The 26,574-nt window shown below is 71.2% G+C and carries 26 protein-coding genes; 11 read left to right on the plus strand and 15 right to left on the minus strand.

The features are described 5' to 3' along the window. Positions 1-10 precede the first annotated feature (10 nt). Genes ASF27_RS08790 through tsaD form a run of 3 tightly spaced genes read right to left on the minus strand, consistent with a single transcriptional unit; the run spans position 11 to position 2,520 of the window. Positions 11-475: an opioid growth factor receptor-related protein gene (locus tag ASF27_RS08790; protein ID WP_056359351.1), complete on the minus strand. Its 465-nt coding sequence runs from the start codon at positions 473-475 to the stop codon at positions 11-13. Continuing rightward, a complete protein-coding gene (locus tag ASF27_RS08795; RefSeq protein ID WP_056359355.1) occupies positions 472-1,464 on the minus strand; it encodes an NAD(P)H-dependent glycerol-3-phosphate dehydrogenase in 993 nt (330 codons plus the stop codon). The genes ASF27_RS08790 and ASF27_RS08795 overlap by 4 nt, the downstream gene beginning before the upstream one ends. Positions 1,465-1,476: 12 nt before the next feature. After that, the gene (tsaD, locus tag ASF27_RS08800; RefSeq protein ID WP_056359357.1) at positions 1,477-2,520 is read right to left on the minus strand and encodes a tRNA (adenosine(37)-N6)-threonylcarbamoyltransferase complex transferase subunit TsaD; all 1,044 of its coding nucleotides are present in this window, start codon (positions 2,518-2,520) and stop codon (positions 1,477-1,479) included. 193 nt (positions 2,521-2,713) lie between these two features. Between tsaD and ASF27_RS08805 the strand changes: the two genes are divergently transcribed. The 4 genes from ASF27_RS08805 to ASF27_RS08820 all read left to right on the plus strand — a co-directional run bounded on the left by ASF27_RS08805 (position 2,714) and on the right by ASF27_RS08820 (position 8,836). Next, positions 2,714-3,430 (plus strand): uroporphyrinogen-III synthase, encoded by a 717-nt coding sequence (locus ASF27_RS08805; RefSeq protein ID WP_056359360.1) that lies wholly within the window; start codon positions 2,714-2,716, stop codon positions 3,428-3,430. Positions 3,431-3,563: 133 nt separating this feature from the next. Then, positions 3,564-5,783, plus strand: coding sequence for a hypothetical protein (locus ASF27_RS08810; protein WP_056359363.1), 2,220 nt, complete (start codon positions 3,564-3,566; stop codon positions 5,781-5,783). A 134-nt stretch (positions 5,784-5,917) separates the two neighbouring features. Continuing rightward, on the plus strand, positions 5,918-7,552 hold the full coding sequence (locus tag ASF27_RS08815) for a heme biosynthesis HemY N-terminal domain-containing protein (protein WP_056359365.1): 1,635 nt from the start codon (positions 5,918-5,920) through the stop codon (positions 7,550-7,552). 156 nt (positions 7,553-7,708) lie between these two features. Next, entirely contained in the window at positions 7,709-8,836 is a 1,128-nt protein-coding gene (locus tag ASF27_RS08820) for a DUF2336 domain-containing protein (RefSeq protein WP_056359368.1), read from the plus strand. Positions 8,837-8,861: 25 nt separating this feature from the next. On the opposite strand, the gene ASF27_RS08825 is transcribed toward ASF27_RS08820, so the two are convergent. From ASF27_RS08825 to ASF27_RS08835, 3 genes are all read right to left on the minus strand, one after another. Further along, entirely contained in the window at positions 8,862-9,203 is a 342-nt protein-coding gene (locus ASF27_RS08825; RefSeq protein WP_056304436.1) for a DUF1491 family protein, read from the minus strand. Positions 9,204-9,237: 34 nt separating this feature from the next. Continuing rightward, a complete protein-coding gene (locus ASF27_RS08830; RefSeq protein ID WP_056359371.1) occupies positions 9,238-10,008 on the minus strand; it encodes a peptidoglycan-binding domain-containing protein in 771 nt (256 codons plus the stop codon). Between the two features lie 103 nt (positions 10,009-10,111). After that, complete coding sequence (locus ASF27_RS08835; RefSeq protein WP_056359373.1) at positions 10,112-12,052, minus strand: PAS domain-containing sensor histidine kinase; 1,941 nt, start codon at positions 12,050-12,052, stop codon at positions 10,112-10,114. Positions 12,053-12,450: 398 nt separating this feature from the next. On the opposite strand from ASF27_RS08835, the gene ASF27_RS08840 reads away from it, so the two are divergent. The 4 genes from ASF27_RS08840 to ASF27_RS08850 all read left to right on the plus strand — a co-directional run bounded on the left by ASF27_RS08840 (position 12,451) and on the right by ASF27_RS08850 (position 15,753). Beyond that, the gene (locus ASF27_RS08840) at positions 12,451-12,738 is read left to right on the plus strand and encodes a hypothetical protein (protein ID WP_056359376.1); all 288 of its coding nucleotides are present in this window, start codon (positions 12,451-12,453) and stop codon (positions 12,736-12,738) included. An 83-nt stretch (positions 12,739-12,821) separates the two neighbouring features. Further along, on the plus strand, positions 12,822-13,868 hold the full coding sequence (gene cydB / locus ASF27_RS08845) for a cytochrome d ubiquinol oxidase subunit II (RefSeq protein ID WP_056359379.1): 1,047 nt from the start codon (positions 12,822-12,824) through the stop codon (positions 13,866-13,868). Beyond that, complete coding sequence (locus tag ASF27_RS22170; protein ID WP_156368925.1) at positions 13,865-14,038, plus strand: hypothetical protein; 174 nt, start codon at positions 13,865-13,867, stop codon at positions 14,036-14,038. The genes cydB and ASF27_RS22170 overlap by 4 nt, the downstream gene beginning before the upstream one ends. A 248-nt stretch (positions 14,039-14,286) precedes the next feature. Next, a complete protein-coding gene (locus ASF27_RS08850) occupies positions 14,287-15,753 on the plus strand; it encodes a sensor domain-containing diguanylate cyclase (protein WP_082478941.1) in 1,467 nt (488 codons plus the stop codon). 34 nt (positions 15,754-15,787) lie between these two features. Here the strand turns inward: ASF27_RS08850 and dgcA are convergent, their stop codons facing one another. Both dgcA and dgcN read right to left on the minus strand, forming a co-directional pair. Continuing rightward, complete coding sequence (gene dgcA, locus ASF27_RS08855) at positions 15,788-16,774, minus strand: N-acetyl-D-Glu racemase DgcA (protein WP_056359381.1); 987 nt, start codon at positions 16,772-16,774, stop codon at positions 15,788-15,790. After that, positions 16,771-17,793 (minus strand): N-acetyltransferase DgcN, encoded by a 1,023-nt coding sequence (gene dgcN, locus ASF27_RS08860; protein ID WP_056359384.1) that lies wholly within the window; start codon positions 17,791-17,793, stop codon positions 16,771-16,773. Before dgcN ends, dgcA begins: the two co-directional genes overlap by 4 nt. Positions 17,794-17,993: 200 nt before the next feature. Between dgcN and maiA the strand changes: the two genes are divergently transcribed. The 3 genes from maiA (at position 17,994) to ASF27_RS08875 (ending at position 20,613) form a co-directional block, all read left to right on the plus strand. Further along, positions 17,994-18,638 (plus strand): maleylacetoacetate isomerase, encoded by a 645-nt coding sequence (gene maiA, locus ASF27_RS08865; protein ID WP_056304587.1) that lies wholly within the window; start codon positions 17,994-17,996, stop codon positions 18,636-18,638. Positions 18,639-18,777: 139 nt separating this feature from the next. Continuing rightward, positions 18,778-20,109 carry an NAD(P)/FAD-dependent oxidoreductase gene (locus tag ASF27_RS08870; RefSeq protein WP_056169883.1) on the plus strand — a complete coding sequence of 444 codons (1,332 nt, stop codon included), beginning with the start codon at positions 18,778-18,780 and terminating at the stop codon, positions 20,107-20,109. Positions 20,110-20,295: 186 nt separating this feature from the next. Then, a complete protein-coding gene (locus ASF27_RS08875; protein WP_056359710.1) occupies positions 20,296-20,613 on the plus strand; it encodes a hypothetical protein in 318 nt (105 codons plus the stop codon). Between the two features lie 9 nt (positions 20,614-20,622). Here ASF27_RS08875 and thiL read toward each other — a convergent pair whose 3' ends face one another. From thiL to glyA, 7 genes are all read right to left on the minus strand, one after another. Next, positions 20,623-21,618, minus strand: a complete 996-nt coding sequence (thiL, locus tag ASF27_RS08880) for a thiamine-phosphate kinase (RefSeq protein ID WP_056359389.1) — start codon at positions 21,616-21,618, stop codon at positions 20,623-20,625. Then, positions 21,615-22,109: a transcription antitermination factor NusB gene (gene nusB, locus ASF27_RS08885; RefSeq protein WP_056169889.1), complete on the minus strand. Its 495-nt coding sequence runs from the start codon at positions 22,107-22,109 to the stop codon at positions 21,615-21,617. The genes thiL and nusB overlap by 4 nt, the downstream gene beginning before the upstream one ends. Positions 22,110-22,114: 5 nt before the next feature. After that, positions 22,115-22,621, minus strand: coding sequence for a 6,7-dimethyl-8-ribityllumazine synthase (gene ribH / locus ASF27_RS08890; RefSeq protein ID WP_056169891.1), 507 nt, complete (start codon positions 22,619-22,621; stop codon positions 22,115-22,117). Positions 22,622-22,803: 182 nt separating this feature from the next. Further along, positions 22,804-23,448, minus strand: a complete 645-nt coding sequence (locus ASF27_RS08895) for a riboflavin synthase (RefSeq protein WP_056169894.1) — start codon at positions 23,446-23,448, stop codon at positions 22,804-22,806. Beyond that, positions 23,449-24,525 (minus strand): bifunctional diaminohydroxyphosphoribosylaminopyrimidine deaminase/5-amino-6-(5-phosphoribosylamino)uracil reductase RibD, encoded by a 1,077-nt coding sequence (ribD, locus tag ASF27_RS08900; protein ID WP_082478943.1) that lies wholly within the window; start codon positions 24,523-24,525, stop codon positions 23,449-23,451. Positions 24,526-24,545: 20 nt separating this feature from the next. Beyond that, a complete protein-coding gene (nrdR, locus tag ASF27_RS08905) occupies positions 24,546-25,067 on the minus strand; it encodes a transcriptional regulator NrdR (RefSeq protein ID WP_056359396.1) in 522 nt (173 codons plus the stop codon). A 119-nt stretch (positions 25,068-25,186) separates the two neighbouring features. Next, positions 25,187-26,491 (minus strand): serine hydroxymethyltransferase, encoded by a 1,305-nt coding sequence (gene glyA, locus ASF27_RS08910; protein ID WP_056086469.1) that lies wholly within the window; start codon positions 26,489-26,491, stop codon positions 25,187-25,189. Between the last annotated feature and the right edge of the window lie 83 nt (positions 26,492-26,574).

Raw genomic sequence — 26,574 nt, forward strand, 5'->3', positions numbered from 1 at the left:
AGCGTGGCCGTCAGTCCCCCGCGAGCGCGTTCGCCCAGTAGCGCAGGCTGTCCGGGTTGATCGGCGCGCCGGCCTCGGCATTGCGTGCGGTCACGAAGGCGTGAAACGCTTGCGCCTCCCGTGATCCCAACAGATTGCGAAGAGCCCGAAGGATGCGGGTGATGCGCAGGTGGTTGTGATCGTGGGCGCGCAGCCAGCCGTTGGTGTCCCCATAGAAGCGCATCATGCGATCACGCGCCGCCCGAAGACCCGAGAGCGCCGCCGGGTCGGCTCGGATCGCCTCGGCCTCGGCGCGGGTCAGCACGGGAGCGCCCGGCACGGCGAGACTCGCCTCGCGCAGTGGAAAGCACCACTGGATGAAATCGTGCACGCCCTCGATCCGGGCGTCGCCGAACGCGGCCACGTCGGCGAGACGGCGTCCTTCGCCGTCCGATCCCTCGCCGGCGAGGAAGGCATGGATCGGCCCCATCCTCATTCGGCCTCCCCGCGGAGCGGGCGCGCCAAGAGGGCGGCGATGACGGTCTCGACGCTGGCCTCGCCCGCCACGACGGCGGCGACGGCCTCGGCCACGGGCATCTCGACGGCCCGCGCCCGCGCCAGGGCGACCAGGGCCGCAGCGGTGTAGGCACCCTCCGCGAGCTTGCCGCCGGCGGCGTCCTGGGGCGAGGCGCCGGCCCCGAGGCGCTGACCGAATGCGAAGTTGCGCGATTGCGGCGAGGAGGCGGTGAGCACGAGATCGCCGAGGCCCGACAGCCCCATGAGGGTCTCGGGGCGCCCGCCGTAAGCGCGGGCGAAGCGCATGAGCTCGGCGAACGCCCGCGCGATGAGGGCGGCCCGGGCCGATTCGCCTAAGCCCCGCCCGGCGACGATGCCGGAGGCGATGGCGAGCACGTTCTTGCCGGCGCCGCCGACCTCGACGCCGCGCACGTCGTCCGTGTGATAGACGCGCAGGTTCGGCCCCGAAAGGGCGGTGGCGAGACGCGCGGCGTGCCCCGCGTCGGCGGCCGCCAGGGTCACGGCGGTGGGCAGGCCACGGGCGACGTCCGCCGCGAAGCTCGGGCCCGACAGGACCGCCACGGGGGCGTCCGGTCCGAGGATCTCGGCGGCGACGGCGCTCATGAAGCGGTCGCTGCCGCGCTCGATCCCCTTGGCGCAGAGGACGATCGCCGTCCCGGGGGCCCAGGACGGGGCGAGGTCGGCGAGCACCGTCCGCAGGGTCTGGGCCGGCGTCACCATGAGTACCGTGCCGGCGTCGCGCAAGGCGCATGCGTCGGCGGTGGCCCGGATGGAGGCGTGGAGGGGCACGCCGGGCAGGTAGCGTGCGTTCTCGCGGGTTGCTTCGAGGCGTGCGGCGGCCTCGGCGTCGCGCAGCCATAGGGTCACGGAATGTCCGGCGCCGGCGGCGGCGTTGGCGAGCGCCGTGCCCCAAGCGCCGCCGCCGATCACCGCGATGGGTTTGCTCATGCGGCGCTCCTGTCAGGCCGCGGCGACGGGCTCGGCGAACGGCCAGCGGGCACGGGCCGGCGCGGTGAGATCGTCGACGAGGCCGAGGCGCAGGCGCTCGATGCCCGCCCAGGCGACCATAGCGCCGTTGTCGCCGCAGAGCGCGACGGGTGGCGCCACGAAGGCGAGGCCTGCCTCCCCGGCCTGGGTGGTGAGGGCACGCCGGATGGCGCCGTTGGCCGCGACGCCGCCGGCGGCGACCAACGCCGTCGGATGCCCGGCGACGGCGGCGAAGTCGCGCATGGCGACCCGCAGACGATCCACGATCACGTCGACCACCGCCGCCTGGAAGCCGGCGCACAGGTCGGCGACGTCGGCGCTGGACAGCGGAGCGAGCTTCTCGGCCTCGATCCGCAGGGCGGTCTTGAGGCCGGACAGGGAGAAGTTGGCTTCGCGCCGGCCCAGCATGGGCCGCGGCAAGGCGAAGCGCTCGGGGTCGCCGGTCTCGGCCAGGCGCTCGACTTCCGGCCCGCCGGGGTAGCCGAGGCCCAGGAGCTTGGCGACCTTGTCGAACGCCTCGCCGATGGCGTCGTCGATGGTGGTGCCGAGCCGCACGTAATCGCCGACGCCCTTGACCGCGACCAGCTGAGTGTGGCCGCCCGACGCCAGGAGAAGGAGATAGGGGAAGCCGATCCCGTCCGTGAGGCGCGCCGTGAGCGCGTGGGCCTCGAGGTGATTGACCGCGATGAGGGGCTTTCGCGCCACCAGCGACAGGGTCTTGGCGGTAACGAGGCCGATGAGCACGCCGCCGATGAGGCCGGGGCCGGCCGCCACCGCGATGCCGTCGACTTCAGCCAGACGCAGGCCGGCGCCGTCGAGGGCGCGCAGGATGAGCCGGTCCAGGACCTCGACATGCGCGCGCGCGGCGATCTCCGGTACCACGCCGCCATAGGCCGCGTGTTCGGCGATCTGACTCAGGACCTCGTTGGAGAGGATGCGTCCGCGTCCGCCCTCGCCGGGGCAGACCACGGCGGCGGCGGTCTCGTCGCAGGTCGTTTCGATGCCGAGGACGTTCATGGGATCAGGACGTTCATGGGATGCGGACGGTCATGGAGCGGGTACGTTCCTGCGGCACGGGTGAAACCTGCGGATGCCGCGTCAAGGCATCACCGGCTGCGGCGGCGAGCTGCTGCGTCGAATGCATCCTAGCCGGGCTGGCGCTATCAGGGCAACGAGGGGTAGGGCAACGACTGGACGAGGTTTCGGCGGAATGCGGATCTGGGTGGCGCGGCCGGAGCCGGGGGCGACGCGAACGGGCCGGCGGCTCCGGTCGCTCGGCCATACGCCTCTGGTCGCGCCGGTGCTGACGATCCGCCCCACGGGGGCAGCCCTGCCCGAGGGCGCCCATGCGGGCCTGCTGCTCACGAGCGCCAATGCGATCGCGGCCCTGACGGCGGCGGACCGGGTGCGGTTCGCCGCCCTGCCGGTCTTCGCCGTAGGTGTGCGGACGGCGGATCTGGCGCGCCGGGCCGGGCTCGAAGCGGTGCATGAGGCCGGGGGCGACGCCGCCGCCTTGTCCGCCCTCGTCCGCGCCACCCTGCCGGCTGGCAGCGCCCTCCTCCATGTCGCCGGCGCCGAAGGCAAGTCCGAGCCGGCCGCCTCCCTCAGGGCGGCGGGATATGCGGTCACCGCCGCCATCGCCTACGCAGCCGTGGCGGAGGCGACGCTTCCGCCGGCCGTGGCAGCGGCACTGGCGGCTCATCCGGCCGCCCTCGACGCGGTGCTGCACTACTCGCGCCGCAGCGCCGAGACCGCACAACTTCTGGCACGCCGCGCGGACCGAAGCGGAGCCTTCGGCGCGCTCAAGCATTACTGCTTGTCGAGTGACGTGGCCGCCGCCCTGGCCGCGGCGGGTCTCGACGCGCATTTCGTGGCGGCACGGCCGGACGAGGAGAGTCTTCTGGCGGGTTTGGTGGCGGGAACCTGACGGAAGGGCCTCGCTCCGGCGCGGGCCGTGATGCTAGGACGAATCTGAATAAGCTGGGCTGCGATCGCCGAACCCGGGGGCACCGAACCGGTGTCGGGTGACGACGGCAGCGTCGGGAAGGGAGCAACGAACCGTGAAACCACCCAACAGCGACGCCAACCGCCCGGGCAATGCGTCCGGCACGCGCCCGCCCGAGCCGGCAAAGCCGAACGCACCGACGTCGAACGCACCGACGTCGAACGCCCTTGGTGCCAAGCCGGATGCGTCGCCGAACAAGCCCGATGCCCCGAAGACCGCCCCCTCCACGAGTGACACCAAGCCCGCCGTTGCGGGCGTCGGCCAGCCGGGTGCGCCGAAGCCGCCCGAAGCGTCCAAGGACGCCCAGCCCGTGGGCAAGGATGCCAGGCCGCTGGACGGCGTCAAATCCCCCGACGCCCCGAAAGCCGCTGCGTCCGGCGTGCTTGGTGGCGACAAGCCCGCGGATGTGAAGCCGCCGGAGCCGGCGAGGTCCGCCGACCTGTCGAAGGACGCGAAGCCGGAGATCGGCAAGAGCGAGGTGGGCAAGAGCGAGCCGCCGAAGCCGGACGCTTCCAGGGAACCCCCCAAGGATTCGCCGAGGACCGCGACCTTCCCGAGCGGCGCCCAGGGCGCGGCAAAGCCGTCCGGTGGGGCGACGGACGGCCCGATCATCGATCTGAAGGCCAAGCGACTGCCCGATCCGGCACCGGCCCAGAAAGCATCGGTGACGGGCGCCGGCATCATGCCGGGTGTCGCCACCAAGCCGGCGGACGCCAAGCCTGGAGATGGTGCCAAGCCTGGAGATGGTGTCAAACCCGACGCCGGCACCAAGCCTTCGGATACCGGCAAGTTTGGCGAGACTCCCAAGGCGGCCGATCCGAAATCCGGGTCCGGCGGAACCACGCCGAAGATCGCGCCGACGCCTCCGGCAACACCGGCGGCGCGTGGGCCGGGCTTCGGCTCCGTCGCCACCGCTGGCCTTCTCGGCGGCGTCATCGGAGCCGGTCTGCTGTTCGCCGTCGAACGCGCGGGCGTGCTGCCTCAGGCCGACGACGGACGCCTCGCCGCCCTCGATCAGCGCATCGCGGCGCTGGCGCCGAAGGACGAGGTCGCGCGCCTGTCCCAGCGCGTCGCGTCCAACGAGACCGCCCTCAAGGCGGTGCCGGAGGCCGTCTCCACGGCCCGCGAGGCCCTGCAGAAGGCCAGCGCCGCGCCGGTTCCCAGCGGCGACGGCACCGCGCCGCAGGCGACCGCGACCCTGCCGCCCGACGTCGCCGCGCGCCTCGACAGCCTCGACCAGCGTGTCTCGGCCCTCCAGGAGGAGCCAGGCCAGCAGGGCGGCGAGGCCCGCATGGCGGTGGCGCCCGCGAACAACGACACCGCGCAGGTGACGGCCCTCGACGAGCGCCTGAAGGCGGTGGAGGCCCAGATCGCCGCCGTGCCGAAGCCCACGGAGCAGCCCGACCTGACCCCGAAGCTCGCGGCGCTTCAGACCGCCCTCGACGACCGGGCCAAGGCCAATGCCGAGGCGATCAAGACCAACGCCGAGGCGACGCGCACCCTCGGCCAGAAGCTCACGGACGCGCAGCAGGCCCTCGACGCCAAGGTCCAGGCCGCCACCCAGGCGAGCCAGCAGGCGGCGGAAGCCGGCAAGACTCAAGCCGCGGAAGCCGCCAAGGGCATCGAGCGTCAGGTTCAGACCCAGCTTCAGGCACAGGGCGACAGGATCGCCGGCCTCGACAAGGCCCTGTCCGAGCGCGCCGAGGTCGCCACCGTTCAAGCCGCCCTGCGGGTGGTCTCCGCCGACCGGATCGCGACCGCCCTGAACGCCGGAACGCCCTACGCCGACGCCCTTTCCGCCCTGCGCAACTACGAGCCGGGTGATCCGGCCCGGCTCACCGCCGTAGCGGTCTTCGCCGATCGCGGGGCCCCGACGGCCCGCACCCTCGCGGCCGAATTCCGCACCGTGTCCGAGACGATCGCGGCGGCCCGCCGCTCCGCACAGGTGCGTTCGGTGGCCGAGACCGGCGATTTCAGCCAGAAGCTGATGAGCATGGCCGAATCCATCGTGCAGGTGCGCAAGGTCGATGGCGCGGCGCCATCGGCGCAGGGCGCAGCGCCCGCGGCCGACCCGCTGCCGAAGGTGCAGGACGCCCTCGACCGGGGCGCCGTCGCGGAAGCCGCCCAGGCCTTCGCGGCCTTGCCGGAGGATGTCCGCGCCCAGGCCGGCGAGTTCGGGACCAAGCTGAAGTCCCGCGCGGCGGCCGGCGAGGCGGCGCAGGCTCTGCTCGCGGAGGCCTTCAAGGGCCTGCCCGCGGCGGGCCCGTCGCGGTAAGGCACGGCCCCGTCGCGGCGGTATCCCCGCCCGATGCCGCCGACGAATGAATCGACGGGAGCATCCGAAGCTCCCGTTCCCGGATTACGGCGCCGCCGGCTCGACCGGCCCCACGCCCAGGAGTTTCTGATCCCATGTGGCGCGCTCTCGCCTTCCTGGCCCTCCTCGCCGTCGCCGCCTACGGCGCGACCTGGGTCGCCGACCATCCCGGCTCCGTCACCATCGTGTGGAACGGCTACGAAGTCGCCACCAGCCTCGCCATCGCGCTGATCGGCGTCCTCATCGCCGCCATCGTGGTCGGCTTCATCTGGGCCATCGTGCGCGGTCTCATCACCCTGCCGGAGGCCCTGGTGCGCGGCTCGCGCGACCGGCGCCGGGCCAAGGGCTACTCGGCCCTGTCGCGCGGCATGGTCGCGGTGGGCTCCGGCGATCCCATGGCGGCGCGGCGCCACGCCAACGATGCCGAACGACTGCTCGGTGCCGAGCCCCTCGCCCTGTTGCTGAAGGCCCAGGCCGCACAGATTTCGGGCGACCGAGAGGCCGCCGAATCGGCGTTCCAGCGCATGGTCGACGATCCCGAGACCCGGGTGCTCGGCCTACGCGGCCTCTTCGTCGAGGCCCGTCGCCGCGAGGACGACGTGTCCGCCCGTGCCTACGCGGCCGAGGCCGCGCGCCTCGCTCCAAGCGTCACCTGGGCCAACGAGGCCGTTCTGGAAGCCCAATGCGCCGACGGCGATTGGAGTGGCGCGACGGAAACCGTCGAGCGCCGGGCCTCCCTAGGCCTCATCGAGAAGGGTCTCGCCCGCCGTCAGCGCGCCGTGCTCCTCACCGCGGCCGCGCAGGAGCGCGAAGCCGGCGAGCCGGAAGCCGCCACCGAGCGGGTACTTCGGGCGGTCAAGCTCGCCCCCGACCTCGTACCGGCGGCGGCTCTGGCCGGGCGCCTGCTCGCGCGCCGCGGCGACCTGCGGAAGGCCGCCAAGATCATCGAGGCCGCGTGGCGCGCCGGTCCGCATCCGGATCTCGCCAAGGCCTACCTGACCCTGCGCACCGGCGATTCCGTGCGCGACCGCCTCGCCCGCGCCGAGACCCTGGCCCGGCTGTCGTCGTGGCATCCCGAGGCTCGCCTCGCCATGGCACAGGCGGCCTACGAGGCGCGCGAGTTCACCCAGGCCCGCGAAGCCCTCGCACCGCTGCTCGCCGACCGGCCCTCCGTGCGGGCCTGCCTCGCCATGGCGCGCCTGGAGGAGGCCGAACACGGCGCCGGCACGGGCCGCTCGCGCGAGTGGCTCTCCCGCGCGGCCCATGCCCCGCGCGACCCCCTGTGGATCGCCGACGGCATCGCATCGGAGCGCTGGGCCCCCGTCTCTCCCGTCACCGGCCGCCTCGACGCCTTCGTGTGGAAGACCCCGACGGAGGTTCTGGCCGGTCCCTCGGAGACCGGGACGGACGAGGCCGAGCCGCCGGAGGGGGCGATCTTGCCCATCGAAGTCGCAAAGCCCCTGGACGCCGCGAAGCCCCTGGACGCCGCGAAGCCCCGGGACGCCGCGAAGCCCACGGAACCGGCCCGACCGCCGGAGTCCGCCAAGCCACCGGTGCCGGCCCAGCCGCCGGTGCCTGCTGGATTGAACGGTACGACGCCCTCCCCCGCGGCGTCCGGCATTCCCGCCGCCTCGAACCCGATGCCGGCCGGCACGTCGACACCCGTGGTCCTTCCGATGCCCAAGGCCGTGGACGAGGCGGCCGACGGGAAGGATCGCCGCGTCGTGTGAGACGTCGCGACAGCACGGCGGATCACGGGTCGATGGACACCCTGTGATCTGCGGGGATGGCGCAGGACGACACGCGCCCACCCCCGGGGGTTTAAAGGCTGATTCACGCAAACACGCTAAGTCTCGGGACAGCGAGTTCTGCGTAATCGAAGTGCCATGCACCCATCTGTCGACGATGCGCCGGACCTCTCCGGCCTGATCGAACTGTCGCGCCTCGACACCCTCGATCTGAAACCCGTGATCCTGCGCGTGCAGACGGATCTGTTCCTGTCCGCACCGTTCCGCGACCGGAAGACCCTCGAAGCGTTCGAGGCCTTGGCCGGCGGCCTCATCCCCATCGTCGACGAGGAGACCGCCGAGATCGTCGCGCGCAAGCTCGCGGCCTTCCCGGAAACGCCGCCCGGCATCCTTGCGATCCTGGCCGCGCGCGGCGGGGCCGTCCGCGACGCCGTGATCGCGCAGGCGCCCACCCTCACCCCGACGGTGATCGAGGCTGCGCTCTCGGACGGCACGGATCTGGGCGGCGCCATCGCGGCGCGTCCCGACATCGACCGGAGCACCGTCAACGCCCTGTCGGCCCGTGCGGTCGGCGAAGTCGACCTGGCGCTCGCGGGCAACACGCACATCGTCCTCGGGGCCGAGACCCTGGCCCGCCTCGTCGGGCGCGGACGGCGGTCGGCCGACCTCGGCCGGGCGCTCCTGGCGCGCACGGACCTCGTCCCGGCGGACCTGTCGCCCCTGTTCCTCTACGCCGACGAAGCCCGGCGCGACGCCATCGGCGAGGCGGTGGCCGCGACCGCGGCCCTGCGCCCATGCCCGCCGCCGCCGCGCGAGGCCGGCGCGATCCTGACAGGCTTCTCGGGACGCGGCGACATCGCCGGCTTCATCGGAGCGCTCGCCGAGATGCTCGGCCTGCGCCGGGATTTCCTGGCCGCGACGCCGGACCCGCACCTGCGCTACGACCTGCTCACCCTCGCCCTGCGTGCCGCGGGCCTTCACGAGGAGGAGGCCGTCTACGTCTTCCTGACCCTCAACGAGACCGTGGCCCGCTCCGTCGACCGGGTGTTCGACCTGGTGAAGCTGTTCCGCAAGGTTCAGCGCCCCGCCGCACGCAGCCTGCTCGCCGCCATTCTCGACACCGCCCTGCCCGAGCGCGCGGGCGATGCACGGGCGCACCAGCCCTACAACGCCCCCGACGCCGCGCGCCCGCGCGTCTCGCCGGCCGCCGCCGAGCGCGCGCCCCTACGCCCCGCCCTCCCAGGCCGCCTACGCCAGACATCCTGAGCGTTCCCCGACGGGCGGAGCGCGCCTACTCGGCCAGATCGAGGAGGTGCCGGCCGGCGCGATCGTCGATCTCGACGATCCAAAGATCGTGATCGAACCGCACCTCCTTGCCGATGCGGAGCTCGACATCGGCGGGCTCGGCCTCGCGCATCAGTGCGACGAAGCGCCGATCCGTGTCGCCGTCCGTATCGACGAGGGATTGGGGCGCCGGCCCGTAGAGGTCGGCGCGGCCGTCGAGGCGGTCGACCTTTACGAAGATCGCCCCCGCTTCCGCCGCGCCGCGCCGCCGCTGGACGGCGGCGATGCCCTCGATGCCGAGACGGCGCAGATGGGCCGAGACCCAGAAATCCGAACGCAGACGAGCCATCGCCCGGCTATAGCGGGATTTCCCGCGAAAGCGATCAGCCCGGCGATGCGGCGGCGCGAGCCGCGAGTTCGCGCAGGGTGCGGCCGGCGGGCTGGCCCTTCACCGGAAGCTTGCGGTCGCGCTCGAACCGCTCGATGGCCGCCCGAGTGCCGGTGCCGAGGACGCCGTCCGCCTTGAGGGGTCCGTAGCCGAGCTTGACCAGGGCACGCTGCGCCTTCGCCACCGCCGGATCGGCCTTCGGCGTGACGGACGCCGTGGTCTCGCCCTCGCGGATGATCTCCCCGATGGTGTCGCGGGAGACCGGACGCGGCGCGGGCTGGATGAGGGCGATCCGCGCAGGTTCGGACTTCGGTGCATCCGGCTTCGACGGCTCGGCGCTGGCGGGGTCCGCCTTGGCGGATGTCTGTGGAACCGCCGCCTTGGGAACGGCCGGCCTCGCCGCCTCGCTTGCATCGGCCCGGTTCGCCTCGATCCGGCGGGCGGGCGGCTTCTCGGCGATCGAGCGCGGCGCGGACGCGATCGGGCGCGGCGCGGGCTTGGGGAAGATCGGGGCCGGATGACGGCCCATCTGATAACCCAGCGCGTTCAGGGAGATGAATCCCGCGGCACCGACGACGACGACGAAGCCGAGAACATCGCCGGGTCGCGTCACGCACAGGCGACCGGCCCAACGCACGACAGCGCCGAGATCGGACCGCCATCCGCCCGGCCGTGCGCTCGCGCCGGCGCGCTGACGCCGGGTGGCGGCATCGGCCCGGGGTCCGCGCGGCTGGGGCGGGACGATGATCTCGCGCTGATCGCGCATGGCGGCTCCCTCAAACTGGGCCGCCCCACCCGCGCATGGGACGCGGATGGGGGGTCGGGGCAAGCGGCCGGGTCCGGCCGCTCTGGGTGACGATGGGCCGGTCCTATCCGGCACGCCGCAGGGGCGAACCTCCGTCGGGCACGTAGCTCTCGCGGACGGGCTCGGACGAGGCCTCGAACAGGCCGATGGGCCGACGGATCGGCGCCGGCGACCGCGCCGTGTCTGTGGCGCCGGGAACGCGTGAAGCCGTGCGGATCGGGGCCGGACCGGCGAGGTTGGCCTGCGTCCGGCAGGTCACCGGCAGGGTGACGATGACGCTCGTGCCCTGGCCCGGAACACTCTCGATGGCGATGGCGCCGCTGTGCAGGCCGACGAGCCCCTGGACCACGGAGAGACCGAGGCCCGTGCCCTCGTGCGAGCGACGGGTGTCGCTCTGAGCCTGGAAGAAGGGGTCGCCGACCCGGGGCAGATCGTCGGCCGCGATGCCGATCCCGGTGTCGGTGACGATGAGATCGAGGTGATGGCCAGCCTGCCGGATGGCGACCTCCACCCGCCCGCCGGACGGCGTGAACTTCACGGCGTTCGACAGGAGGTTGATCATCATCTGCCGGCAGGCGCGCAGGTCGGCCGTGATGTGGATCGGTGCGGCATCGTCGGAGCGGACGAGGACCACGCCAGCCTTCACGGCCCTGAGCTGCATCAGGTCGCAGCAGGTCCGCACGAGGGCGTTGAGGTCGAAGGTCTCCGGCGCGTAATCGAAGTGGCCGCTTTGGATGCGGGACATGTCGAGGAGCGTGTTGACCACGTCGAGGAGGTGCTTGCCCGAATCACCGATGATCACGGCGTATTCTCGGCTCTGCTCCGGTCCGATGGTCATCGCGCCCTCGCCCGCCAGGACTTCCGAGAACCCGATGATGGCGTTGAGCGGCGTGCGCAGCTCGTGGCTCACGGTGGCGAGGAAGCGGCTCTTCACCTCGTCGGCGCGCTCGGCCTCGGCGCGGGCGCGCTCCAATTCCTCGGCGTGGCGGCGGTGCTCCGTGACGTCGCGGGTCACGGCGACGACGCTCGAGCCGGAAGCCAGGGCATTGGGCAGGCCGGTGCGGGCGGCGTCGATGCGGTGGGCCCGCATCTCGGCGAAGATCACGCGGGGGGCCCCCTCGGCCCGCACGGCGGCGGCGTCGAGTTGGAGACGGAACTGCACCGTGGCGGGCACGCCGTGAGCGGCGACGTCGCTGAGGGTCTGAAGCAGGGCCGGCCGGTCGCCGACATGAACGCGCTCCAGGAGGCCGTGACCGCGCAGGCGGCTTGCCTCGGCGCCGATGAAGCGAGCCGACGACGCGCTGGCCTCGATGACGCGTCCGTTGCAATCGTGCCAGGTCACGAGGTCGTCGATAGCCGACAGGAGCATGCGATCGCGCAGTTCGTTGTCGCGCAGCTTGGCGAGCCACCGGCCTTCGTGGCGGAAGTGCTCGATGGCCTGGGCGGTGATGTGGCCGATGGCCGTGATGGCGAAGACCGGCATGGCGAGGGTCCGGGACCATTCCATCAGGACGCCGCTGACGCCGAGCGGCGGCAGGAACGCGACGGCGAGCGCCCCGAGGGCCGCCACGATGGCGGCCGCGAGGGTTGCCCGGCGCGAGCCCGAGACCACGGCCTCGAGGGGAATCGCCACGAGCCAGATGGCGGCGGCGGAGTTGGCGCCGCCCGTCATCATCGCGAGGCAGACCACGAGGCCGGTGAGGCCGGCCGACGAGATCGCGTGTGCCACCCAGAGGATGCCGGTGCGCGACAGGAGGACGGCGGCGAAGACCGGGAGCAGCAGGCTGGCGATGGCGAGGGCCTCGATGCCGCTCGGCACGCCCCGCAGAAGCAGGTAGGGCGGCAGACCCAGCATCATCACCAAACCGGTGGCCAGGCGCGAGACGAGGAAGCGCTCATGACGAAACCGCACGGCGGCGTCGTCGATCACCGACTCATGGACGAGACCCGCTAAACGGGTATCGATGAGGGACGCCAGGGCACCGTAGATACGCAATACCGACACGCACAGCGCGGATGGAGGCCTTACCGGCCCGTCCGACGCCCCTTGGTTCGACTTGAACTCGGGCTCGACCTGAACTCGACTGACCGAACCGTCGCAGAGCCGACTTAAGCGAGTCTTGCGAGGGGGGTGCCGCACGTCTCCACATGCTTTCCGGAAAGTAACCGCATCGTCCGAGACGGATGGCTCTCGCGGCGGCACGCCCGAAAAATCCGGTGACGCCCGGCTCCTGATCGTATCGGCCCCACAAAGCCGACGACGCTTTCGATCTCAGACCCAATAAAACGCCGTTCACCATCGCGACGAGTCGTGTCGACCGGCTCATGTCTGCTTTACCACTCGCGTGCGTTCCTGGAGTTCACGCTGTTCGACGCCGCCCCGTACGGACCCTGGACCGAGCCATGCTGTTCCTCATCCGTGCCGCCGTGGTGATCGGCGGCCTGTCCTACCTCGCGCTCCTGAGGGACCACCCGGACGCCGTGCCGACCCTCCCGGCGGTGTCGCCGCAGGCGCCGGCCCACGCTCTCGCGGCCGCCTTCGACGCGATGCCGGCGGAAACGCGCGAACAGCTGGTGCGCGAAGGGGTGGACGGCCTCGTCCGGCGCCTCGGCACGACCCGTCCGGCCTCCGCCGATACCTTGGCCGAGGCCGACCGGCAGCCGCCGTGGCGGGGCGTCGCGTCGCGGTAGCGCCCCGGCGGGGTCCGGTTGGCATTGCGGGGATCGTGCGGCTAAACCTGTCGTCGGGGGTATGACGACGGGGGCGCGGTCGGATGTTCGGATTCGGCATGGACTACGAAGGGCCGGCCTTCTGGCTGCCGCTGATCTGGTCGGGACTGCTCGCGCTCGCGGTGGCCATGTACGTGGTCATCGATGGATTCGACCTCGGCGTCGGCATCCTCTTCACCGCCGCTCGGAAGGGGAATTGGCGCGACCGGATGATGCTCTCCGTGGCGCCGATCTGGGACGGCAACGAGACGTGGCTGGTGCTCGGCGGCGGCGGCCTGTTCGCGGTGTTCAGCGTCGCCTACGCGATCCTGCTGCCGGCCCTCTACCTGCCGTTGATCCTCATGCTCATCGCGCTCATCTTCCGGGGCGTCGCCTTCGAGTTCCGGTTCAAGGCGGAACGTTCGCAGGCGCTGTGGGACTACGCCTTCCATTACGGCTCCCTGGTGGCGACCTTCGCGCAGGGACTGGTACTCGGTGCCTTCGTGCAGGGCTTCCAGACGGAGGGGCGCGGCTTCACCGGCGGGACCCTCGACTGGCTGACCCCGTTCAGCGTGATGACGGGGATCGGCCTCGTTTGCGGCTACGGGCTGCTCGGGGCCACCTGGTGCGTGATGAAGACCTCGGGCGAGCTCGAGATCTGGGCGCGCCGCAAGAGCCGGCAGTTTCTTCTCGCCACCGTCGCCTGCATGGCCATCGTCAGCGCCTGGGTGCCGTTCCTCGGCCTCGACATCCAGTGGCGTTGGGTGTCCTGGCCCAACATCCTCTACGTCGCGCCCGTGCCGGTGGTGACGGCCTTGGTGGCCTGGGGCATCCACCGCGCCCTCGCGGGAGGACGACATCTCGCGCCGTTCCTCCTCGCCATCGCGCTGTTCCTGCTCGGGTTCCTCGGCCTCGCCATCAGCCTGTTCCCCTACATCGTGCCGCCACGCATGACGATCTGGCAGGCCGCCAACGCCGTCAGCGCCCTGCAATTCGCCCTCGTCGGCTATGCCGTGGTCATGCCCTTGACCCTCGCCTACACGGCCTACGCCTACTGGGTGTTTCGCGGCAAAGTCGCCGAGGACATTCAGGCGGGGGGTTACGGACATTGAGGGACGCCGGACGCGGCGCCGACCCCGGCGGGAGCGGCTCGGAGGGTAACGAATCCTCGGGTGCGTCGGGGCGAAACCGGCGCATGCTGTGGTTCGTGGTGTTCTACGCGGTGAGTCTCATCTCGTTTACCGCCCTCGTCTATGCCCTGCGCTTCATCGTGCGCGGGTAGGTCCGATGGATACCTGGCGACGATCGCTTCGCGAAATGGACTTCGCTCGACACGATCGTACGCACCACTGAAACCTTCGCTTCATTCCCTCGTGCTACCCTTGGGTTGTGTGGATGCGGACACGGAGGTAGCGTGTGGTGGCTCGTCGGCGGCGCATCCTTTCGGCGATCGGCCTGCTCGTGCTTCGCTTGCCTACGCTCCGCCTGGGGCGCCTCGGGATCGCCCTCGGAATTCTCGCGCCGATCGGGATGCTTCTCGTGTCCGGGATCATGCTCCTCGACCTGCGCCGCGATGCCTGGAGCAAGGCCGAGCAGAATTCGAAGAACCTTCTCCAGGTTCTCGAACGCGACATCGCCCGCAACATCGAAATCATCGACCTGTCCCTCCAGGGCGTCATCGACAACCTGCGGGAACCCGGCGTCGCGCAGGCGACCCCGGAGATGCGGCAGCTCATCCTGTTCGACCGGGCCATCTCGGCGCGAGACATGGGCGTGATGCTCGTCCTCGACGAGCATGGCGAAAGCATCGTCGATTCCGGGGCCGTGCCGGCGCGCAAGCTCAACAATTCGGCGCGCGCCTACTTCCAGGCACACCGGGCGCGCGCCGATCTCGGCCTCGTGATCGACGGCCCCATCGTGTCGCAGCTTCTCGGAACCCAAGTCCTCGTCCTCAGCCGCCGCATCGACAAGCCGGACGGCTCGTTCGGCGGTGTCGTTCTGGGCTCGCTGAAGCTGACGTACTTCAGCGGGTTGTTCGAGGATATCGGTCTCGGGCGCCTCGGCACCATCGCGCTGTATCTGCGCGACGGCACACGCATCATGCGTTATCCGTTCGACGGAGACACCATCGGCAAGAGCTTCGCCGAGGTCCCGAACTTCGTTCGCTTCGTCCGCGAAGGACGCGGCAGCTTCGTCAGCCGCACATTCAGCGACGGGTTCGAACGGCATTACAGTTTCACGGGCATCGGCGATCATCCGATGCTCCTCAACGTCGCCCTGTCCCGCGACGAGGTCGAGGCCGAGTGGCGCGAGCACGCCCTCGTCCTCGGCCTCATCGTCCTCGTGCTGTGCGGCCTCACCGCCAGCCTCTCGCTGCTGTTCGGACGCGAGTTGCGCCGCCGCTCGGAGGCGCAGGCGGAGCTGGCCCGGCTGTCGCAGACGGATGCCCTCACGGGCCTGTCGAACCGGCGGCGCTTCGAGACGATGTTCGATCGCGCGTGGCGGAGTGCCGGGCGCACCGGCGAACCGCTGTCCCTGCTCGTGGTCGATGCCGACCATTTCAAGCGCTACAACGACCGCTACGGCCATGCGGTCGGCGACGAGGTGCTGATCGGGTTGGCGCGCTGCCTCGCAGCCAGCGTTCACCGTCCCGAGGATCTCGTCTTTCGTGTCGGCGGGGAGGAGTTCGTCCTGCTCCTGCCCGAAACGGACTCGGTGGGTGCCCTGCGGATCGCCGATCGCGTCCACGCGGAGATGGCGACGCTGACGGTCGAGGCGGCGTCCCTGGGCGCGGGTTCGGTCACCGTGAGCATCGGCACCGCGACCGTCGTGCCGACCCCCGGCGTCGGCAGCGCGACGGCCGATCTCTACAAACGCGCCGATATCGCGCTCTACGAGGCCAAGGCCGCCGGCCGCAACCAGACCCGCTGTGCTGCGCCTGACACGACGAGCCGGACGCGTCGTTCGAGCCCGCTCCGGGTGGTCGGCGCGCCCTGAGGAGACCGGCTCACGGAGAAGTACGGAGCACGTCCTACCCCCACAACTCCGGCGTCGGCGGGTGGATCAGGCTGCCGTCGAACACCAGGGCGGGGTCTCGGTCCCGCGCCAGAAGCAGCGGACCGTCGAGATCGACGAAGTCGGCGTGGTGCGCGAGCAGCATGGCGGGCGCCATGGCGAGCGATGTTCCGACCATGCAGCCGATCATCAGGGAGAAGCCGCGGGCGCGGGCCTCGTGCGCCAGCATCACCGCCTCGGTGAGGCCGCCGGCCTTGTCGAGCTTGATGTTGATGGCGTCGTAGCGGGTCGCCAGGGCGTCGAGGCCGGCGCGGTCGTGCAGGCTCTCGTCGGCGCAGATCGGGATCGGCCGCGGGATGGTGGCCAGGATCTCGTCCTCGCCCGCCGGCAGGGGCTGCTCGATGAGTTCGACTTGCGCCGCGACGCAAGCGGCGAGGTTCGCTTCCAGGGTGTCGGGCCGCCATGCCTCGTTGGCATCGACCACGAGGCGCGATCGGGGCGCCCCGCGGCGCACGGCGGCGATCCGGTCCGGGTCGCCCTCCCCCCCGAGCTTCACCTTGAGGAGCGGACGGGCGGCGGCCGCGCGGGCGGCGGCCTCCATGCTCTCCGGATCGCCGAGGCTGAGGGTGTAGGCGGTGGTGGCGACCTCGGGGGCACTGAGACCGGCGATCTCCCAGGCCGGGCGGCCGAGCTGCTTCGCCTCCAGGTCGAACAGGGCGCAATCGAGGGCGTTGCGGGCCGCGCCCGGCTTCATTGCGGTCAGCAGATCCGTCCGCGACGCCCCGGCCGCGATGGCATCGGCCTGCGCCAGGATGAGGTCACGCACGCTGTCCACGGTCTCGCCGTAGCGGGCGTACGGCACGCACTCGCCGCGTCCGACACGCCCCTCCGTATCCGTGATGGTGGCAAGGACCACGACGGCCTCCGTGCGGCTGCCGCGCGCGATGGTGAACGCCCCCGCGATGGGGAAGCGCTCGACGGCTGCGGTCAAGACCCGGCTCATGCGCTGGCCCCGGCCGGGAACTCGGCGACGAGGCGATCGACGATCTCCCCGACGCCGAAGCGCACGGGGTCGGTGGCCGGCAGGCCGTGCTCGCGGGCCAGATCGGTGAGCAGCGTCCGGGCGGCGCCCTCTTCCAGGCTCTGGGTGTTCACCGCGATCCCCACGGGGCGGATGTCGGGATTGGTGAGGCGTCCGAGTTGCACCGTAAGGTCGATGACCTCCCGGATCGTCGGCAGGGGATGCTGCACCCCCCGCATGGCGGTGCGGCTCGGCTCGTGGCAGACGATGAACGCGTCGGCCTGCGCTCCATGCAGCAGCCCGAGGCTGACGCCGGCGAAGGACGGGTGGAACAGGGAGCCCTGCCCTTCCAGAAGGTCCCAATGGTCGGGCGCGGCCGCCGGGGCGATCCACTCGACGGCGCCGGAGATGAAGTCCGCCACCACGGCGTCGATGGCGACGCCACGTCCCGAGATGAACACGCCGGTCTGGCCCGTAGCGCGGAAATCCGCGTCGAGGCCGCGATCCCGCATGCCGCGCTCGAGCGCCAGCACCGTGTACTTCTTGCCCACCGAGCAGTCGGTGCCGACGCTGAGCAGGCGCTTGCCGGGGCGCTTCGTGCCCTTGCCCGTGGCGAAAGTCTCGGAGGTGTGGCGCACGTCGTGGAGCTGGCGCCCGTTGGCCTCGGCCGCCGCCGCGATGGCCGGCACGGCGCCGAGGCGGGCGTGCAGCCCGCTGGCGATATCGAGGCCGGCCTCCAGCGCCGCGACGATCTCCGAGACCCAGTGGTCGGGCAGGACGCCCCCCGCGTTGGCGACACCGATCACCATCGTGCGGCAACCCTTCTCCACAGCTTGCGCGAGGGTGAGGTCGGGAATGCCGAGATCGGCGGCGCAGCCGGGCAGACGCATCTGGCCGACGCACCATTCGGGACGCCAATCCTTGATGCCGTAGGCGGTCTTGGCCGCCAGGGTGTCGGGTACGTCGCCGAGGAACATGAGGTAGGGCGTCTCGATCTGCATGCTCGTCCATCCCTGGGGCCGCGCGCCCGCGTCTTCAGCGTCGGTCCGCTATGCGCGAGGAATCCCGCGCTGCCAAATTCGCCTGCGACAAAGCAGGATCACGGCCACCGCATCGGTTTCATGACGGTCCCCGGCGGAGGGGGTTGCGGTCCGGAGCGATGTCGGGTGTGGTCGCGCATCGCCACGGAGAGACGACGCGCGTGAAGATGTACGGCAACTGGCGCTCGGCCGCCGCCTTCCGGGTGCGGATCGCCCTCAACCTCAAGGGCATCCCCTGCGAAGAGACCTTCATCGATCTCGATGCGGGCGACCAATTCAAGCCAGAGTTCCTGGCGATCAACCCGCAGGGCGCGGTGCCGGCCTTCTTCGACGGCGACGGGCCGCCCCTGACCCAGTCGCTCGCCATCCTCGACTATCTCGAGGACATCCACCCCGCCGTGCCGCTGCTGCCGGCCGATCCGCGCTCACGCGCCCGCGCCCGCTCGCTCGCCCAGGTGGTGGCCTGCGACACCCACCCACTCTATGTGCCCCGGGTGCGCAACTACCTCATGCAGGCCTACGACATCCCGAAGGACCGGATGATGGGCTTCGTGCGCCACTGGTTCGAGAGCGGGTTGAAGACCCTCGAGACTCGCCTGACCCGGGAGCCTGGGACCGGACGCTACGCGCAAGGCGACGCGGTGAGCCACGCCGACCTCTGCCTTGTCAGCCTCTGGGTCGGCACCGGCATCTTCGGAGTGGAGACCGCGCCCTACCCGACGGTTCGGCGCATCGCGGAGGATTGCCTGTCACAGGAGGCCTTCGCGCGGGCGCACCCCCTCCGCCAGCCCGGCGCGCCTGCCTGACGCATAATTTTCTTTGACCCGAACGGGCTCACCCCAAATATAAGCGTTCTAAGAATGGGCGGTGCCCCCGGCGCCACACGGCGTTCACGCTGGCTCGACATCCGCCCCCTTCCTTGACGAGACGCAGGACGACAAACGCATGGTACCGGGCGAATCCGTGGAAAACCTGCATCGCATCGTGGTCGTCGGCGGCGGCGCGGCGGGCCTTCAGCTGGCGACGAAGCTCGGCGACGCGCTGGGCAAGTCCGGCAAGGCCCACGTCACCCTCGTCGACCGCGCGCGCACCCATATCTGGAAGCCGCTGCTGCACGAGGTCGCCGCCGGCAGCCTCGATGTCGGCCACCACGCGGTGGATTACCTCCACCACGCCCACCGCCACCATTTCCGCTACCGCATCGGCCAGATGACCGGTCTCGACCGGGCGACGCACACGATCCAGCTCGCCGCGAGCCACGACGCGGAGGGGCGCGAGGTCACGCCCGTGCGGTCCATCGGCTACGACACCCTGGTGCTCGCGGTCGGCTCCACCACCAACGATTTCGGCACGCCGGGGGTGAAGGAGAACGCCATCGCCCTCGACACGCAGGACCAGGCGGTGCGCTTCCACCAGCGCCTCGTCAACGGCATGCTGCGCGCCCACACCCAGGTCGGCCCCGTGCGTCCGGGCCAGCTCCACGTTACGGTGATCGGCGCCGGCGCGACGGGCACCGAGCTCGCGGCCGAGCTGCATCGGACCACCCGCGACGTGGCCTCCACGGGCCTCGACCGGATCGACCCGGACAAAGACCTCAAGATCACCCTGGTGGAGGCGGCCTCCCGCATCCTGCCGGCGGTGCCCGAGCGCCTGTCGCAGGACGTGGTGCGCCTGCTCGACAAGATCGGCGTCGAAGTGCGGATCAACGCCCGCGTCACCGAGGTCCGGGCCGACGGCGTGCAACTCGCCGACGGGGGCTTCATTCCGTCCGAACTCGTGGTCTGGGCCGCCGGCGTGAAGGCGCCGCCGTTCCTGCACGACATCGGCGGCCTCGAGACCACGCGCAACAACCAGCTCGTGGTGACGCCATCCCTGCAGACCACGCGCGACCCAGACATCTTCGCCATCGGCGACTGCGCCTACCTCGTGGAGAAGGGCTCGGATACGCCGATCCCGCCCCGCGCCCAGGCGGCGCATCAGCAGGCGAGCCATCTCATCAAGCTCATTCCCGCCAAGATCGCCGGCAAGCCGTTGAAGCCGTTCAAGTACCGCGACTTCGGCTCGCTGGTGTCCCTCGGCGAATACTCGACGGTGGGCAGCCTGATGGGCTTCGTGCGGGGCAAGAACATGTTCATCGCCGGGCTGTTCGCCCGGATGATGTACCGCTCGCTGTACAAGATGCACGAGCAGGCCCTGCACGGCACCGTGAAGACCGCCCTCGACGCCGTCGCCCGCGCGCTGACCCGCCGTACGGAATCGCGGGTGAAACTGCACTGAGGGTTTTTGGCTGATACGGTTTCCGGGTGACGACTTCGGTCGGTATTCACGCGACGTGCCCCCTCTCCTGGAAGGAGAGGGGGACCCGCGCGCCGGCACCCGAACGATCGAGCCGGAAACAGGATCAGCGAAGATATTCAACCGTAGGCCGCCGCCGGCTCGGGTCCGGTGCGCGACGAGGACACCATGATCGACATCATCCAGGCTCTTCAGCAGCGTAACCCGACGCTCGGCCCCTACGTGCTGGTGTTGCGGTCGGACTCCCGCGCCCGCGACGCCTCCGATCCGACCCGGCTCGCGCCGGAGGCCGAGGCCTGGATCGCCGAACACGCGCCCGGCGCGAAGTTCTCCCAGGAGACGGTGCTGCTCGCCCCCTATCCGGGCGCGATGCCGGCCGACCAAGTGGTCGCCGTGATGGCGTTCGCCGACGCGCGCCAGCTCGCGGCCTTCGCCACCCAGTGGACCGCCGATCCGGAGCCGCCCGAGGACGACGAGGCCGCCTGATGCGCCGCGTCAGAAGTGGCTGAAGGAGGCCGCCGCGTAGGTCTTTCGCGCGCCATCCGCGGCTTCGAAGACGGGGGGCCCGTCCCCGGCCAAGACCGTACCGATGGGGTGGAGGGGGATGCCGACGGCTTCCGCCCCGGCGCGAATCGCCGCAAGGCTTTCGGGTGGAACCGCGCAGAGGATCTCGTAATCGTCTCCCCCGGTGACGATCGTATCCATCATGTCCGGCGCGTGCGCTGCGGCGCTTGCAGCAGCTTGAGAGAGCGGAACGTCGGCGAGACGGACAAGGGCGCAGCGCCCCTCCCCCTTCAGCATCTTGGCGAGATCCCCCGCGAGCCCGTCCGAGATGTCCATGGCGGCGCGGGCGTGCCGCCGCAGGACCGGTGCGAGGCCGAGGCGCGGGCGCGGATGTCGGTAGCGGGCGACCAGGGCGGCGCGATCCGCCGCGCCGATGGCATCGCCCCAATCCGGCAGGGGTGAACGGCACAGGGGCAGGCCGAGGGCGGCGTCGCCGATGGTACCGCTGACGCAGAGCACGTCGCCGATCGCCGCCGTCATCCGCCGCACCATGGTGCCGGCGGGCACTTCGCCCAGCGCAGTGACGCCCACCGACAGGGGCCCGGCGGCCCGGACCGTGTCGCCGCCCAGCAGCGCGCCGCCGAACGCCGACAGGGCGTCGCCGAGGCCTGTGGCGAAGGCGGCGAGCCACGCCTCCGTCCAATCGTCGGGCAAGGCCAGGGTCAGGAGAATGCCGCGCGGAGCCGCCCCCTTGGCGGCCAAATCCGAAAAGTTCACCCCGACGGCCTTGCGGGCGATGGAGGACGGTGGATCGTCGGGGAAGAAGTGCACACCGGCCACGATGGCGTCGGCGGTCAGCACGAGGTCGTGGCCGGGGGTCGGCGTCAGGGTGGCGGCGTCGTCGCGCATCCCGTCTGCGCCGGGGCCGGCCAGCGGCGCGAAGTAACGCGCGATCAGCCCGTCCTCGGTGGGACGGTCGCGGCTCACGCCCGGCCCGAACCGGGCAGGCTGGAACCCGGCAGACCAGCAAATTCCTGGCCCCGGACCTCGCGGGCCACCTTGTCGAGGACGGCGTTGACCATGCCGGGCTCGTCGCCGCCATAGAAGCTGTGGGCGACATCGACGTATTCGGAGATGGCGGCACGGGCCGGCACGTCGCGGCGGTGCATGAGCTCATAGGCCCCGGCGCGCAGGATCGCGCGCAGGACCATCTCGATGCGCTTCAGGGGCCAGCCCTGCGACAGGGCGTTGTCGAGCATCGGATCGATGGCGCGCTGCTCCTCGACCACGCCGCGCAGGAGATCGCGGAAGAAGGCGATCTCGGCCGGCGGGTGCTCGACACCGTCGACGGTCTGGCCGATCCAGAAGGTCTCGAACTCGGCCACTGCCTCGATGACGCCCTTGCCGGAAATCTCCATCTCGTAGAGCGCCTGCACCACGGAGAGGCGCGCGCCGCTGCGCTCGATGACTTTGGCCATGGGGCTCAATCCTCTCCGACGGGCGCGGCCGCGGCGGCCCGCTTCAGGGCCAGCACCGCCAGCGCCGCCTCGGCGGCACCGCCGCCCTTGTTCAGTTCGGACACGCGGGCGCGGGCGAAGGCCTGCGCCTCCGTCTCCACCGTCAGGATGCCGTTGCCCAGCGGCAGCAACCGGGCGACGGAGAGGTCCATGAGGGCGCGCGCGCTCTCGTTCGCGACGATGTCGTAATGTCCGGTCTCGCCCCGGATGACGCAGCCCAGCGCCACGGCGGCGTCGTAGGGCTGGCCGGCGCGGGCGGCGGCCTCGACCAGGATGGCGATGGCGGCAGGGATTTCGAGGGCGCCCGGCACGGTCACCACCGTCGTCTCCGCCTCGGCCGCGTCGAGGGTGGCACGCGCGCCCGCCAGCATCGCATCGGCGAGTTCGTCGTAGTAGCGGGCCTCGACCACGAGGACGCGGGCGCCCCGGACGATGGCGGGCGACGGGCGGGGGACGTGCTGGGTCGAAACCATCGTGGGGCCTTGTGGATGCGCGGCGCGGGAGCGGACTTTTCGTGCGTCTCGACGTTGCCGCCCTGGATCGGCCGGGTTGTCCCGGCTCGCGCGTCGAGCCCGTGCCGTAGCCTGCCCGATCGGAAGGGCCGAGCGATAGACCGAAGGCGCCCGGCCGACAAGCGGCTCCCCGGCGGAGGGCTTCAGCGGGTCAGGGCGCCTTGCGCCTCCGTGAGGCGCGCGGCGTAGCGGGCGATGAGATCGACCTCGAGGTTGAGGGCATCGCCCTGGCGCCGCTGGCCCCACGTCGTCACTGCCAGGGTGTGGGGGATGAGGAGGACGGAGAAGAGATCGTCGGCAACCGTGTTGACCGTCAGCGAGGTGCCGTCGAGGCAGACCGAACCCTTCTGGGCGATGAAGCGCGACAGGCCGGCCGGAGCCCGCAGGGTGAAGCGGTCGCTCGGCGCCCATTGCGGATCGCCGGTACCCCCGGTGACGGAGTCGCGGGCGACGATCTCGGCACGGCCATCGACATGCCCGGTGACGAGGTGGCCGCCGAGTTCGTCGCCGATCTTCAGGGAGCGTTCGAGGTTGACCCGCGTGCCCGCGACCCAGGTGCCGACGGTGGTCAGCGCCAGGGTCTCGGCGGCGGCGTCGACGCTGAATTCGCATCCCCCCGCCACCGGGTCCACGGCGACCGCCGTCAGGCACGGGCCGGAGCAGGCGATGGAGGCGCCCAGCGCGATGGTGGCCGGATCGTAGGCGGAGCGGATGCGGATGCGGCGCAGGCGGTCGTCCCCCGATACGCCGACGACCTCTCCCACATCGGTGACGAGACCGGTGAACATCTAGACGCTCCGCTCATACGTTATCGCGCGATCGGGACCGAACGCGCGCGCTTCGACGGGCTTCAGATGGCCCTTCTCCAGGCTGGATGCGAGGTGCGGCCCGATGGCCGGCAGGCCGCCCGTCCCGAGGGCCGTGGGTCCGGTGATCAGGGTGCAGACATCGATGAGGTCGGCGCGCGCCAGGGCATCGGCGAGGCGGGGGCCGCCCTCGCAGCACAGGCGGGTGAAGCCGCGCTCGGCCAAGGCTTCCAGGGCAGCGGGCAGATCGACCCGCCCGGCCGCATCGGCGGCGACGCCGATCACCTCGACGCCGAACGAAACGAGCATCCGCTTCACATGGGCGGGCGCGTTGCGGGTGGTGACCACGAGGGTGGGAATGTCGCGCGCGCCTCGAACGAGGTGGCTCGACGGCTGGAGCCGCAGGCTCGAATCGAGGACGACGCGCAGGGGCGAGCGCCGGGACAGGCCGGGCAGGCGCACGGTGAGCGACGGGTCGTCGGCCCGGGCCGTGCCGATGCCGACGAGGATCGCGTCGGCATGTGCCCGCCACAGGTGGACGGCGCCGTCGGCGATTGCGCCGGTGATGCGCAGGCGCTGGTCCGGCGCCCCGGCGGCGAAGCCGTCCCGGGTCCGGGCGAGCTTGAGGTGCAGGCTCGGCCGCCCGAGGGTCACGCGGGTGACGTGGCCGCGATGGTCGCGGGCCGCCTCCTCCCGCAGGACGTCCGTCGCGACGGCGATCCCGGCCTCGCGCAGGAGGGCGTGTCCCCGTCCGGCGACGCGCGGATCGGGGTCTTCGAGGGCAGTCACCACGCGGGCGATCCCGGACGCCAGGATGGCGTCGGTGCAGGGCGGGGTGCGGCCGTGATGCGAGCACGGCTCCAGGGTGACGTAGAGGGTGGCGCCGCGCGCGGCCGCGCCCGCCATGGCGAGGGCCTGAGGTTCGGCATGGGGCCGCCCGCCGGCCTCGGTCACGCCCTGTCCGACGATGCGCCCGTCCGCGACCACGACGGCGCCGACGGAGGGGTTGGGCCAGGTCCGCCCGAGATTGCGGTGGCCGAGGGCCAGGGCCAGCCGCATGTAGGCGGTGTCGCGCGCGCTCATGGTCGCGGACGGGGCTTGGCGCGCAGGGGCGTCACCGTGCTGTCGGACTCCTCGCCCTGAGCGGCCCCGGGTGGCGCCTCGGCCAAGGTACCCAGGAGCGCCTTGAAGTCGCTGGCCTCGCGGAAGTTCTTATAGACGGAGGCGAAGCGCACATACGCGACGTCGTCGAGCCCCTTCAGCCCCTCCATCACCAGTTCGCCGATGGATTCCGTGGTGATCTCGCCCTCGCCGCCGCTCTCGAGCTGCCGGGTGATGCCGCTGACGAGGCGCTCGACGCGTTCCGGGTCGACGGCGCGCTTGCGCAGGGCCACGCCGATGGAGCGCTCGAGCTTGTCCCGGTCGAACGTCACCCGCTTACCCGAGCGCTTGAGCACCGTGAGTTCGCGCAGTTGCACCCGCTCGAAGGTGGTGAAGCGGCCGCCGCAATCCGGGCAGACCCGGCGCCGCCGGATGGCGTCGTCGGTGGGGCGCGAATCCTTCACCTGGGTGTCGGGGCCGCTGCAATAGGGACAGCGCATCGGGCGGACACCTGTGCGGGGAGCGGGGAAGAACGAGAAACGGCCGCGCACCCTCCGGTCCGCGGCCGTCTCCCTTAGCGTGTTGCGGTGCACGCGTTAAGCGCGAACACCGCCTGGTCTCAGGCGTAGATCGGGAACCGGTCGGTGAGGGCGTGAACCTTCTGCTTCACGGCCGCCTCGATCTCGGCATCGCCCGCTTCGCCCTTGGCGACCAAGCCGTCGAGGACTTCCACGATGAAGCCGCCGATCTGCTTGAACTCGGCGACGCCGAAGCCGCGCGAGGTGCCGGCCGGGGTGCCCAGCCGAATGCCCGACGTGATGGTGGGCTTGGCCGGATCGAACGGGACGCCGTTCTTGTTGCAGGTGATGTCGGCGCGGCTGAGCGCCGCTTCCGCCGCCTTGCCGGTGAGGCCCTTCTTCTGCAGGTCGACGAGCATGAGGTGGTTGTCGGTGCCGCCCGAGGTGATGTCGTAGCCGCCCGACATCAGGGTGTCGGCCAGCGCCTTGGCGTTCTCGATGACCTGACGGGCGTAGATCTTGAACTCGGGCTTGAGGGCCTCGCCGAAGGCGACCGCCTTGCCGGCGATGACGTGCATGAGCGGGCCGCCCTGGAGACCGGGGAAGATCGCCGAGTTGAACTTCTTGGCGAGCGCCTCGTCGTTCGTCAGGATCATGCCGCCGCGCGGGCCGCGCAGGGTCTTGTGGGTCGTGGTGGTGGCGACGTGCGCGTGCGGGAACGGCGACGGGTGCACCCCGGCGGCGACGAGGCCGGCGAAGTGGGCCATGTCGACGAAGAAGTACGCACCGACGGCATCGGCGATCTCACGGAACTTGGCGAAGTCCCAATGACGGGGATAGCCGGAGCCACCCGCGATGATCACCTTGGGCTTGTGCTCGTGGGCGAGCGCCTCGACCTGCTCCATGTCGATGCGCTGGTCGTCGCGGCGCACGGTGTAGGAGACGGGCTTGAACCACTTGCCCGACACGTTCGGGGGGGCGCCGTGGGTGAGGTGGCCGCCGGCGGCGAGATCGAGGCCGAGGAACGTATCGCCCGGCTGCATGAGGGCCATGAACACGCCCTGGTTCGCCTGGGAGCCGGAATTCGGCTGCACGTTGGCGAAGCCACAATCGAACAGGCGCTTGGCGCGCTCGATGGCGAGGTTCTCGGCGATGTCGACGAACTGACAGCCGCCGTAATAGCGGCGACCCGGATAGCCCTCGGCGTACTTGTTGGTGAGGACCGACCCCTGAGCCTCGAGCACCGCCTTGGAGACGATGTTCTCGGAGGCGATCAGCTCGATCTCGTGCTGCTGACGACCGAGTTCCTGACCGACGGCGGCGGCCACTTCCGGATCGGCGTCGGCGAGCGACGCGTTGAAGAACGAATTCGAGAAGTGCTTGTCGGCAACGGTACCGGCGCTCATGGATGGCCTCGATTGTTGAACGGGCGAAGGCGTCCGTTATCCGCTGGCGTTACGGCGGGCGGACGCTCGATGCGCATTTTATT

The organism is Methylobacterium sp. Leaf102 (genome assembly GCF_001422425.1).
Taxonomy (GTDB): domain Bacteria; phylum Pseudomonadota; class Alphaproteobacteria; order Rhizobiales; family Beijerinckiaceae; genus Methylobacterium.